10 protein-coding genes are annotated in these 11,523 nt (G+C 61.5%); 9 read left to right on the plus strand and 1 reads right to left on the minus strand.

The genetic code is table 11. The features are described from left to right. Positions 1-93 precede the first annotated feature (93 nt). The gene (locus A462_RS26695; protein ID WP_008432123.1) at positions 94-645 is read right to left on the minus strand and encodes a cysteine hydrolase family protein; all 552 of its coding nucleotides are present in this window, start codon (positions 643-645) and stop codon (positions 94-96) included. Between the two features lie 96 nt (positions 646-741). On the opposite strand from A462_RS26695, the gene A462_RS26690 reads away from it, so the two are divergent. The 9 genes from A462_RS26690 to A462_RS26650 all read left to right on the plus strand — a co-directional run bounded on the left by A462_RS26690 (position 742) and on the right by A462_RS26650 (position 11,404). Next, positions 742-1,386, plus strand: coding sequence for a glutathione binding-like protein (locus A462_RS26690; RefSeq protein ID WP_003213676.1), 645 nt, complete (start codon positions 742-744; stop codon positions 1,384-1,386). 233 nt (positions 1,387-1,619) lie between these two features. Further along, the gene (locus A462_RS26685) at positions 1,620-4,061 is read left to right on the plus strand and encodes a penicillin acylase family protein (protein ID WP_008432127.1); all 2,442 of its coding nucleotides are present in this window, start codon (positions 1,620-1,622) and stop codon (positions 4,059-4,061) included. Between the two features lie 199 nt (positions 4,062-4,260). Beyond that, entirely contained in the window at positions 4,261-5,265 is a 1,005-nt protein-coding gene (locus tag A462_RS26680) for a ligase-associated DNA damage response exonuclease (protein WP_008432130.1), read from the plus strand. Beyond that, positions 5,262-6,896: an ATP-dependent DNA ligase gene (locus tag A462_RS26675; protein ID WP_008432132.1), complete on the plus strand. Its 1,635-nt coding sequence runs from the start codon at positions 5,262-5,264 to the stop codon at positions 6,894-6,896. The genes A462_RS26680 and A462_RS26675 overlap by 4 nt, the downstream gene beginning before the upstream one ends. 329 nt (positions 6,897-7,225) lie before the next feature. Continuing rightward, the gene (locus tag A462_RS26670; protein ID WP_003213667.1) at positions 7,226-8,005 is read left to right on the plus strand and encodes a transporter substrate-binding domain-containing protein; all 780 of its coding nucleotides are present in this window, start codon (positions 7,226-7,228) and stop codon (positions 8,003-8,005) included. Between the two features lie 57 nt (positions 8,006-8,062). Then, positions 8,063-8,791, plus strand: coding sequence for an ABC transporter permease (locus A462_RS26665; protein WP_008432134.1), 729 nt, complete (start codon positions 8,063-8,065; stop codon positions 8,789-8,791). Beyond that, positions 8,788-9,498 (plus strand): ABC transporter permease, encoded by a 711-nt coding sequence (locus tag A462_RS26660; RefSeq protein ID WP_003209532.1) that lies wholly within the window; start codon positions 8,788-8,790, stop codon positions 9,496-9,498. The genes A462_RS26665 and A462_RS26660 overlap by 4 nt, the downstream gene beginning before the upstream one ends. Positions 9,499-9,507: 9 nt before the next feature. After that, positions 9,508-10,626 carry a succinylglutamate desuccinylase/aspartoacylase family protein gene (locus A462_RS26655; protein WP_008432138.1) on the plus strand — a complete coding sequence of 373 codons (1,119 nt, stop codon included), beginning with the start codon at positions 9,508-9,510 and terminating at the stop codon, positions 10,624-10,626. Between the two features lie 13 nt (positions 10,627-10,639). Beyond that, a complete protein-coding gene (locus A462_RS26650) occupies positions 10,640-11,404 on the plus strand; it encodes an ABC transporter ATP-binding protein (protein WP_008432141.1) in 765 nt (254 codons plus the stop codon). The last annotated feature ends 119 nt before the right edge of the window (positions 11,405-11,523 follow it).

Raw genomic sequence — 11,523 nt, forward strand, 5'->3', positions numbered from 1 at the left:
CGGACTGAGGTGAGGCACTCGGGAGCGCTTCGCACTGGAGCTCCAGCCTGGTCCAGCCTGGTCCAGCGGGAGCAAGCTCCCTCGCCACAACGGTCACTCCAGCAACTGTTTGGAGGAAATCACTGTGGCGTACTCGCCGTGCAGGTTACCCAACGACATGGCATGTACCGCCTGCGCCGAATGCATCTGCCCGAAAAAGTCCGCCTTGTCGAAGGTGTAGCAGGCATCTTCGATAACCCACGTCTCAAACCCCAGGTTGCCGGCACTGCGGGCCGTGGCCTCCACCGAGTTATGGGTGGCCACGCCCACCAGCACCACTTGCCGAAGCCCGGCCTCATGCAACCTCGCTTCCAGCCCCGTCCCACAAAATGCGTCCGGCACCCGTTTCTGGATCAACTGCTCACCCGCCTGCGGAATAAATGCATCCTGAAACTCCACCCCCGACTGCTGCGGCCAGAACACCGATTCCGGCGAATGGGACAGATGCTGCACATGAATCACCGGCCAGCCTTCGCGCCGCCAATGCGCCAGCAACGCCTGCATGCGCTCCTCGGCGTGCGGATTATTGCGCCGTCCCAGCCTGGGATGGTGAATGCCTTTTTGCTGGTCAATCAGAATCAACGCTGCGCCCGCACGAATTTCCATATCGATAGACCCAAATGTTTCATTGAATTTTCGTCACCCTAACATCACCTATACCTACAGGCATTCGCTCAAGCGTCACCACCCTTGGAGAGCTTCATGATCGACCTGTATTACTGGACCACCCCCAACGGTCACAAAGTGTCGTTGTTCCTGGAAGAAGCCGGCCTGCCTTACGAGGTACACCCGATCAACATCGGCCAGGGCGATCAGTTCAAGCCCGACTTCCTGAAGATCGCCCCCAATAACCGCATCCCGGCCATCGTCGATCAGAACCCGACCGACGGCGGCGCGCCGATTTCCCTGTTCGAATCCGGCGCAATCCTGCTCTACCTCGCGGAAAAAACCGGCAAGTTCATTCCCCAGGACCTGCGTGGTCGTCAGGAAGCGCTGCAATGGCTGTTCTGGCAAATGGGTGGCCTGGGCCCGATGGCCGGCCAGAATCACCACTTCAGCCAGTTCGCCCCGGAAAAGATTCCCTACGCGATCAAACGCTATGTGGATGAGACCGCCCGCCTGTATGGCGTGCTGGACCGGCGCCTGGCCGACCGCACGTTCGTGGCCGGCGAGGAATACAGCATTGCCGACATGGCGATCTACCCGTGGATCGTTTCCCACAAGTGGCAGAGCCAGAAGCTGGAAGACTTCCCACATGTAGAACGCTGGTTCAACCACATCAAGCAACGCCCGGCGACGGTGCGTGCCTATGAGCTGGTGCAGAAGGTCAATCCGCCAAAATCCTGAAGGTCAACGGGATCAAAATGTGGGAGCGGGCTTGCTCGCGAATGCGGTGGATCAGCCACAACTCTTTTAGCTGATACACCGCATTCGCGAGCAAGCCCGCTCCCACACTGATTTGTGCCCGACTAGAAACCTTACGCAAATCCTGAAATAAGCATCGCCTCCCGCTTGCGTCGTTTCGCCGCGCTCACTAACGTAGCGCCTTTACTGACGCTACCCCCCGCAGGAGCTTTGCCATGGCCTCGCCAGCCCTCTCACATTTTCTTCCCCGGTTCGGCGTTGCCGCGGCAATTGCCAGTGCCTTGGGCCTGGCCGGTTGCCAGTTACAGAGCACCCAAGACACCCTGCCTCCGGTTTCCGGCGTACAGCCGATCAAGGGCCTGGCGCAGAACGTTTCGGTGCGCCGCAACAGCCAGGGCATCCCGCTGATTGAAAGCAGCACCTTCCACGATGCGCTGTTCACCCTGGGCTACGTGCACGCCAGCGACCGCATCACCCAGATGGTCACCCTGCGCCTGCTGGCCCAGGGCCGCCTGGCGGAAATGTCCGGGCCGGATGTGCTGGATGTCGACCGTTTCATGCGGGCGGTCAACCTGCGCAAAAGCGCCGGCGAGCTATATAACGCCTCGTCGCCGCGCCTCAAGCGCTTCTTTGAAGTGTATGCACGCGGGGTCAACGCCTACCTGTTCCGCTACCGCGACAAGCTGCCGCCAGACCTGGCCCAGACTGGCTACAAGCCTGAATACTGGAAGCCGGAAGATTCGGCGCTGCTGTTCTGCCTGCTGAATTTCAGCGAGTCGACCAACTTGCAGGAAGAGCTGTCGTCATTGGTGCTCGCGCAAAAAGTCGGTGCCGACAAACTCGCCTGGCTGACCCCGAGCTACCCGGATGAACCGCTGCCAGTGGCCGAGTCCGACAAGCTCAAGGGCATCAACCTGGGCCAGATCCCGGGCCTCGCTGCGCTGACCAGCCTCAGCGAGCACCTCGGCACCCTCAACACCCTGGGCACGTCCAGCTCCAGCAACTGGGCGATCGGCCCGCAGCGCAGCCGCAGCAACAAGAGCCTGCTGGCCAATGACCTGTCGACCTCGATGCAGGCCCCGTCGCTGTGGAACTACGTGCAGATCCGCTCGCCGAAATACCAGGCCGCCGGTGTGTCCATCGCCGGTTTGCCAACCCTGCTTTCCGGCTTCAACGGCAAGGTGGCCTGGAGCATGAGCCAGGTCTCGGGTGACACCCAGGACGTATTCCTGGAGAAGGTCAAGCGCCAGGGCAACGCGCTGTACTACGAGAACAACGGCAAATGGCTACCCGCCATCGTGCGCAACGAAACCTACTTCGCCAAGGGCCAGCGGCCGATTCGCGAAGCGGTGTACGAAACCCGCCACGGGCCGCTGCTCAACAGTGCCCAGTCGCTGACCAGCGGCTACGGCCTGGCGTTGCAAACCGCCGATTTCAAGGACGACAAGAGCCTGGACGCGTTCTTCGACCTGTCCCGTGCGCAAACCGCCGGTAAAGCGTCTGACGCCACCCGGGAAATTCGCGCAATTGCCTTGAACATGGTCTTCGCCGACGCCAGCAGCATTGGCTGGCAAGTGACCGGGCGGTTCCCCAACCGCCGTGAAGGCGAAGGCCTGGTGCCATCGCCGGGCTGGGACGGGCGTTTCGACTGGGATGGCTACGCCGACGCGATGCTGCACCCCTACGATCAGGACCCGGCCCAGGGTTGGATCGGCACGGCCAACCAGCGCACCATTCCCCGTGGCTACGGCATGCAACTGTCCAACTCGTGGGCCGCGCCGGAACGCGCCGAACGTATCGCGCAACTGGCCGGCAGCGGCAAGCATGACAGCCGCAGCATGATTGCCATGCAGTACGACCAGACCACCACGTTTGCCGCCAAGCTCAAGAGCATGTTCCAGGCGCCGGGCATGGCCCAGCCGCTGAAACAGGCGATCGATGGATTGCCGGTGGCAGACCAGGCCAAGGCGCGGGAAGCACTGGGCCGCCTGATGGCCTTCGACGGTCGGCTGGCATCCACCTCCGCCGACGCGGCGATTTATGAGTTGTTCCTGCAGGAAAGCGCCAAGCAGATTTTCCTCGACGAACTCGGTCCGGAAAACAGCGTCACCTGGAAAGCCTTCATCGGTAACGCCAACCTGTCGTACTCGGCGGTGGCCGACCACTTGCTGGGGCGCGAAGACAGCCCGTTCTGGAATGACGCCCGCACCGGGCAGAAAACCGACAAGCCGGCGATCCTCGCCCGCAGCCTGGCCGCCGCGATCACCGCAGGCGACAGCGCGCTGGGCGCCGATCACAAGGCCTGGCAGTGGGGCAAACTGCACAGCTACACCTGGAAGAACACCAGCGGCCAGGCCATTCGCGGCCCACTGGCCGCGGGCGGCGATCACAACACCCTGAACAGCGCACCGTATAGCTGGGGCCAGAGTTTCGACACGACCCAGGTGCCGGCGCTGCGGATGATTGTCGACTTCGGCCTGGCGGAACCGATGATGGGCCAAAGCGGCATCGGCCAATCCGGCAACCCGGCCAGCCCGAACTATGCCAATGGCATCGACCCGTGGCTGAAGGCGCAATACCTGAGCTTCCCGATGCAGCCACAGAACTTTGACGGGGTGTACGGGAAGACGCGGTTGACGCTGGTGCCGGGCAAGTAACCCGGTTTCCCAGCCTCAACCGGATCAAAATGTGGGAGCGGGCTTGCTCGCGAAAGCGGCGGATCAGTCACCAGAGCTATTGACTGACACACCGCATTCGCGAGCAAGCCCGCTCCCACAGTTGATTGCATGCATTCCGATAGAACTTCTCCACCCGCCCCCGCCTCATAATTAACAAGCCCACCTCCACGGCACGCCCATGGACCTTGTTATCGCCCGGCCCGAAGGCCTCTACTGCCCCGCCGGGGATTTCTACATCGACCCCTGGCGCCCGGTGGAACGTTCGGTCATCACCCACGCCCACGGCGACCACGCCCGCACCGGCAACCAACACTACCTGGCCGCCGCCCCCGGCGAAGGCATCCTGCGCTCGCGCCTCGGCCAGGACATCAACCTGCAAACCCTGGCCTACGGCGAAAGCCTGCGCCACCACGGCGTCACCTTGAGTTTCCATCCCGCCGGCCATGTCCTCGGCTCCGCCCAGGTGCGCCTGGAATACCAGGGTGAAGTCTGGGTCGCCTCCGGCGACTATAAAGTCGAGCCCGACGGCACCTGCGCGCCGTTCGAACCGGTGCGCTGCCATACGTTTATCACCGAATCGACCTTCGGCCTGCCGATCTACCGCTGGCAGCCCCAGGCGCAGATTTTTGCCGGGATCAACGACTGGTGGCAGGCCAATATCGCCGCCGGCAAGGCCAGCGTGTTGTTCTGTTATTCCTTCGGCAAAGCCCAGCGGATTCTCCACGGCATCGACGCCAGCATCGGCCCGATCCTCAGCCATGGCGCGGTCGAACCCTTGAACCGGGTGTACCGCGAAGCTGGCATCTATATCCCTGAAACCCTCTACGCCGGCGACTTCAAAAAGACCGACCCTTTATTGCGCCAGGCCCTGATCATCGCCCCGCCCTCGGCCGGCGGCAGCACCTGGATACGCCGCTTCGGCGACTACAGCGACGCCTTCGCCAGCGGCTGGATGCGCCTGCGCGGCACCCGGCGGCGGCGCGGCGTGGATCGCGGCTTTGTGCTCTCGGACCACGCCGATTGGCCCGGACTGTTATGGGCCATCGAGCAAACCGGTGCCGAGCGGGTAATGGTCACCCACGGTTCTGTGGGCGTATTGGTCAGGCACCTGCGGGAAAAGGGCCTGGATGCCCAGGGATTCACCACCGAATACGGCGATGACGAAGAGGAGGCCACGTCATGAAAGCCTTCGCCGAGTTGTACGCCAACCTCGACGCCACCACCTCCAGCAACGCCAAGCTCGCCGCCTTGCAGGCTTATTTCCTACAGGCGCCCGCGGAAGATGCGGCATGGGCGGTGTACTTTTTATCCGGCGGCCGGCCCCGACAACTGGTACCCACCCGGTTGCTGCGGGACATGGCCACCGAAGCCGCGAGCATTGAGCCGTGGCTGTTCGAAGAGAGTTATCAGTCGGTAGGCGACCTGGCGGAAACCATTTCCCTGCTGTTACCGGAATCGCCCCACACCTCGGACGATGGTCTGGCCGTGTGGCTGGAAGAAAAACTCCTGCCCTTGCGCGGCCTGCCGCCAGAAGAACTGGCAGAACGCCTGCCCGCGTTGTGGGCACAGCTGGATCAGCCGAGCCTGATGCTCTGCATCAAGCTGATCACCGGCAGCTTCCGGGTCGGTGTGTCGAAGTTGCTGGTCACCCGCGCCCTGGCCGCCATGGCCGGGCTGGACAGCAAACGCGTGGCCCAGCGGCTGGTGGGCTACACCGACCTGTCGAACCGTCCGACGGCCGAAGGCTACTTGAAGCTGATTGCCGCCGAATCGTCCGACGAACACGCCCAGCGTGGCGGGCAGCCTTATCCGTTTTTCCTGGCCCATGGCCTGGCCCAGCCGGTGGAGCAGTTCGATGCCTTGCTCGGCTCCCCTGCTGACTGGCAAGTGGAATGGAAGTGGGACGGTATCCGCGCACAACTGGTCAAGCGCGAAGGCCGCTTGTGGGTCTGGTCTCGGGGCGAAGAACTGGTCACCGAGCGCTTTCCGGAGCTTCATGACCTGGAAAACAGCCTGCCCGATGGCACGGTGATCGACGGCGAAATCGTGGTGTGGAAGGACTCGGTGCAACCCTTCGCCCTGCTGCAACAGCGTATCGGCCGCAAGACCCTGGGCAAGAAAATCCTCGAAGACGCGCCGGTCGCCGTGCTCGCTTATGACCTGCTGGAACACCACGGCGAAGACTGGCGCAACCACACCCAGGCCGAACGCCGGGCGCAACTGGAGCTGGTGGTCAGCGACTGCGACCAGCCAACGTTGCGCACGTCGCCAGTGCTGATCGGCGATAGCTGGCAAGACTTGGCAGAGCAGCGTGAGGCGTCCCGCAGCCTGGGCGTGGAAGGCATGATGCTCAAGGCCCGGGACGGGCTCTACGGCGTGGGCCGGACCAAGGACATGGGCGTGTGGTGGAAGTGGAAAGTCGACCCGTTCAGCGTCGATGCGGTGTTGATCTACGCCCAGCGCGGCCATGGCCGGCGCGCCAGCCTGTACAGCGACTATACCTTTGCGGTGTGGGACGGCCCGCCCGGTACTGAGCGTACGTTGGTGCCGTTCGCCAAGGCGTATTCGGGGCTGACCGATGAGGAAATGCGCAAGGTCGACGCCATCGTGCGCAAGACCACCGTGGAGAAATTCGGCCCGGTCAGCAGCGTCACGCCGAGCATGGTGTTTGAACTGGGTTTTGAAGGGATTGCCCTGTCCAAGCGGCACAAGAGCGGAATTGCGGTGCGTTTCCCGAGGATGTTGCGCTGGCGCCAGGACAAGGCCGTCGAGGAAGCCGACAACCTGGCGACCCTGCAGGATTTACTGGCCTGACACGCCTCTCACGAACGCCACCGATCAATGTGGGAGCGGGCTTGCTCGCGAATGCGGTGTGTCAGTCAATACATGTACCGACTGATCCACCGCATTCGCGAGCAAGCCCGCTCCCACATTTGAAAACCTCACACGCCCCAAAATAATGCATAGATTGATCAATGCCCATTTTCGGGCATTTCCTACTGGCACAACTCCTTAATCTCACCTTTTAAAACGACCATTCGGAACTATGGTGCAGAAATTGCTACTTGAGTCCGGTCTGACACCGTTCAGTAACAGTCCTAACCGCGCCACAAGCGCTTATCTTGGTTTCCAGGGATTACATAATGAAAAAAGCATTGCTGACCCTTTCTGCACTGGCTCTGTGCATGGCCGCCGGTTCCGCGCTGGCCAAGGAATACAAGGAATTGCGTTTTGGTGTCGATCCGTCCTACGCGCCGTTTGAGTCTAAAGCCGCTGACGGCAGCCTGGTGGGCTTCGATATCGACCTGGGCAATGCCATCTGTGCCGAGCTGAAGGTCAAGTGCAAGTGGGTCGAAAGTGATTTCGACGGCATGATCCCAGGCCTCAACGCCAACAAGTTTGACGGCGTGATTTCCTCGATGACCGTGACCGAAGCCCGTGAAAAGGCGATCGACTTCTCCAACGAGCTGTTCTCCGGCCCGACTTCCCTGGTGTTCAAAAAGGGCGCGAACTACTCCACGCCTGAGTCCCTCAAGGGTAAAAGCGTTGGCTACGAGCAAGGCACCATCCAGGAAGCCTACGCCAAGGCCGTACTGGACAAGGCCGGTGTCACCACCAAGGCCTACGCCAACCAGGACCAGGTGTACGCCGACCTGACTTCCGGCCGCCTGGACGCTTCCGTGCAGGACATGCTGCAAGCCGAACTGGGCTTTTTGAAGTCGCCAGCCGGTGCTGACTACGAAGTCAGCAAGGCCATCGACGATCCACTGCTGCCGTCCAAAACTGCGGTCGGTATCAAAAAAGGTAACAAAGACCTCAAGGCCTTGTTGGATAAAGGTATCAAAGCGTTACACGATGATGGCACCTACGCCACCATCCAGAAGAAACACTTTGGCGATCTGAACCTGTACAGCGGCAAATAATGCCTGGGGCGCCCTTCCTCTGGAGGGGCGCTTTTTTATCGCCATAGGTCCTGATTTATGTTCGAAGATCTTTTGCAAACCCTGGGGCTCAGTGCCTTCAGCTTGAAGGGTTTCGGCCCGCTGTTGCTGCAAGGCACCTGGATGACCGTCAAGTTGTCGGTGTTCTCCCTGGCCGTCAGCGTGTTGCTGGGCCTGCTCGGGGCTACTGCCAAACTGTCCAGCCTGCCGTTCCTGCGGATTCCCGCGCAGATCTACACCACCCTGATTCGCGGCGTGCCCGACCTGGTGCTGATGCTGCTGATTTTCTACAGCCTGCAAATCTGGCTGACCAGCTTTACCGACTTTATGGAATGGGACTACATCGAGATCGACCCATTCAGCGCCGGGGTGATCACCCTGGGCTTTATCTACGGTGCGTATTTCACCGAGACCTTTCGCGGCGCGATCCTCGCCGTGCCCCGTGGCCAGTTGGAGGCCGCCACGGCCTACGGGCTCACGCGTGGCCAGCGGTTTCGCTTCGTGACCTTCCCGCAGATGATGCGCTTCGCCCTGCCGGGCATCGGCAATAACTGGATGGTGATGCTCAAGGCCACGGCACTGGTGTCGATCATCGGCCTGGCCGACCTGGTCAAGGCCGCGCAGGATGCCGGCAAGAGTACTTATCAGCTGTTCTATTTCCTGGTGATCGCCGCGTTTATCTACCTGTTGATCACCAGCGCGTCCAACTTCGTCCTGCGCCGCCTCGAACGGCGCTACTCCGCAGGCTCCCGGGAGGCAGTGCGATGATCGAACTTATCCAGCAATACTGGCGCCCCTTCCTTTATAGCGACGGCCAGCACATCACCGGGCTGGCCATGACGATGTGGCTGCTCAGCGCGTCGATCTTCATCGGCTTCCTGGTATCGATCCCGCTGTCCATTGCGCGGGTGTCGCGCAATCGCTGGGTACGCTGGCCGGTGCAGTTCTACACCTACCTGTTTCGCGGCACGCCGCTGTATATCCAGTTGCTGATTTGCTACACCGGGATCTACAGCATCGCGGCGGTTCGCGCGCAGCCGGTGCTGGACGCGTTCTTTCGTGATGCGATGAACTGCACGATTCTCGCCTTCGCCCTCAACACCTGCGCCTACACCACGGAGATTTTTGCCGGGGCGATCCGCAGCATGGCCCACGGCGAAGTCGAAGCGGCGAAAGCCTACGGCCTCAGCGGCTGGAAGCTGTATGCCTACGTGATCATGCCGTCGGCCCTGCGCCGCTCGCTGCCGTACTACAGTAATGAAGTGATCCTGATGCTGCATTCGACGACGGTGGCCTTCACCGCGACCATCCCGGATATCCTGAAAGTCGCCCGGGACGCCAACTCGGCCACCTACATGACCTTTCAATCATTCGGTATCGCTGCGCTGATCTACCTGACCGTGACCTTTGCCCTGGTCGGTCTGTTTCGTCTGGCGGAGCGTCGCTGGCTGGCCTTTCTCGGCCCCAGCCACTAAGGAGCCTTCATGCGTCATCAGATTCATCCACTTGTGGCGCCGGTGCCGGGCACGGAGCGACAAATTCACAGTTTCCACTTCGGGCCGGAGCAGGCCGAAGGCAAGGTCTACATCCAGTCGTCGCTGCACGCCGACGAATTGCCGGGCATGCTGGTGGCCTGGCACTTGAAGGCGCGCCTGGCGGAGCTGGCTGCGGCCGGCCGCCTGCGCAGCGAGATCGTGCTGGTGCCGATCGCCAACCCGACCGGCCTGGAACAGGTGTTGATGGACATCCCCCTGGGCCGCTACGAGCTGGAAAGCGGGCAGAACTTCAACCGCCTGTTTGTCGACCTGTCCGACGAGGTTGGCAATCAAGTCGAAGGCCTGCTGGCAGATGATCCTGCGCACAACGTCGAACTGATCCGCGATGCGCTGACCATGGCCCTGGCGGCGCAAACGCCCGTCACACAACTGGAATCCCAACGCCTGGTGCTGCAACGCCTGGCGTGTGATGCCGACATGGTGCTGGACCTGCACTGCGACTTCGAAGCCGTTGCACACCTGTACACCACCCCCGAGGCGTGGCCGCAGGTGGAGCCGCTGGCGCGCTATATCGGTTCGGAAGCCAGCCTGTTGGCTACCGATTCCGGTGGGCAGTCGTTCGATGAGTGTTTCACGCTGGTGTGGTGGCAATTGCAACAACGGTTTGGCGAGCGCTTCCCGATTCCGATGGGCAGCTTTTCCGTCACCGTCGAGTTGCGCGGCCAGGGCGACGTCAACCACGGCCTGGCCAGCCTCGACTGCCAGGCGATCATCGATTACCTGATTCACTTCGGCGCAATCAGCGGCGAGCCGGCACCGCTGCCGGAATTGCCCTACCCCGCCACACCGCTGGCGGGCGTCGAGCCGGTGGCCACACCCGTGGGCGGCTTGCTGGTATTCAGCGCGCTGCCTGGGGAATACGTGGACGCCGGGCAACTGATCGCCGAAATCATCGACCCCATTTCCGACCGCGTAACGCCAGTGCATTGCCGCAATGCCGGGCTGCTTTACGCTCGTTCGCTGCGGCGCATGGCCACTGCCGGGATGGTCATTGCCCATGTCGCAGGCACTGAAGCCTATCGCAGCGGCTACCTACTTTCGCCTTGAGGATGCACGCCCCATGTACAAATTGACCGTTGAAGGCCTGCATAAAAGCTATGGCGACAATGAGGTGCTCAAAGGTGTCTCGCTCAAGGCCAGGACCGGTGATGTGATCAGCTTGATCGGCGCCAGTGGCTCGGGCAAGAGTACCTTTTTGCGTTGTATCAATTTTCTTGAACAGCCCAATGATGGCGCGATGACGCTGGATGGGCAGCAGATTCGCATGGTCAGTGACCGCCATGGGATGCGCGTGGCGGATGATGCTGAGTTGCAGCGCCTGCGTACGCGGTTGGCGATGGTGTTTCAGCATTTCAACCTGTGGAGCCACATGAGTGTGCTGGAGAACATCACCATGGCGCCGCGCCGGGTGCTGGGTTGCAGCAAGAAGGACGCCGAGGATCGCGCTCGCCGGTATCTGGACAAGGTTGGGTTGCCGGCGCGGGTGGCCGGTCAATATCCGGCGTTTTTGTCGGGTGGCCAGCAACAGCGGGTGGCGATTGCCCGGGCGCTGGCGATGGAGCCGGAGGTGATGCTGTTTGACGAGCCGACTTCGGCGCTGGACCCGGAGTTGGTGGGTGAGGTGTTGAAGGTGATCCAGGGTTTGGCTGAGGAAGGCCGGACGATGATCATGGTGACCCATGAGATGAGCTTTGCGCGCAAGGTGTCGAGCCAGGTGCTGTTTTTGCACAAGGGGTTGGTGGAGGAACAGGGTGCGCCGGAGGATGTGCTGGGTAATCCGAAGAGCGAGCGGTTGCAGCAGTTTTTGAGTGGGAATTTGAAGTAGCCCGCAGGGGTTGGGTGTATATCCGTTATTTAGGTAACGGCCACTTATGGTTCCGCTCTTACAGCGGCTCACTTTTGAACAGCGCAAAAGTAAGCAAAACGCTCTTGCCCCACCACTCG

The organism is Pseudomonas sp. Ag1, from assembly GCF_000278565.1.
Lineage (GTDB): Bacteria > Pseudomonadota > Gammaproteobacteria > Pseudomonadales > Pseudomonadaceae > Aquipseudomonas.

What these genes read in the sequence shown, in the direction of transcription:
- A462_RS26660 (WP_003209532.1), top strand. Translation starts at nt 8,788, where the DNA reads ATGATCGAACTTATCCAGCAATACTGGCGCCCCTTCCTTTATAGCGAC.
- A462_RS26650 (WP_008432141.1), top strand. Translation starts at nt 10,640, where the DNA reads ATGTACAAATTGACCGTTGAAGGCCTGCATAAAAGCTATGGCGACAAT.
- A462_RS26685 (WP_008432127.1), top strand. Translation starts at nt 1,620, where the DNA reads ATGGCCTCGCCAGCCCTCTCACATTTTCTTCCCCGGTTCGGCGTTGCC.
- A462_RS26695 (WP_008432123.1), bottom strand. Translation starts at nt 645, where the DNA reads ATGGAAATTCGTGCGGGCGCAGCGTTGATTCTGATTGACCAGCAAAAA.
- A462_RS26655 (WP_008432138.1), top strand. Translation starts at nt 9,508, where the DNA reads ATGCGTCATCAGATTCATCCACTTGTGGCGCCGGTGCCGGGCACGGAG.
- A462_RS26680 (WP_008432130.1), top strand. Translation starts at nt 4,261, where the DNA reads ATGGACCTTGTTATCGCCCGGCCCGAAGGCCTCTACTGCCCCGCCGGG.
- A462_RS26665 (WP_008432134.1), top strand. Translation starts at nt 8,063, where the DNA reads ATGTTCGAAGATCTTTTGCAAACCCTGGGGCTCAGTGCCTTCAGCTTG.
- A462_RS26690 (WP_003213676.1), top strand. Translation starts at nt 742, where the DNA reads ATGATCGACCTGTATTACTGGACCACCCCCAACGGTCACAAAGTGTCG.
- A462_RS26675 (WP_008432132.1), top strand. Translation starts at nt 5,262, where the DNA reads ATGAAAGCCTTCGCCGAGTTGTACGCCAACCTCGACGCCACCACCTCC.
- A462_RS26670 (WP_003213667.1), top strand. Translation starts at nt 7,226, where the DNA reads ATGAAAAAAGCATTGCTGACCCTTTCTGCACTGGCTCTGTGCATGGCC.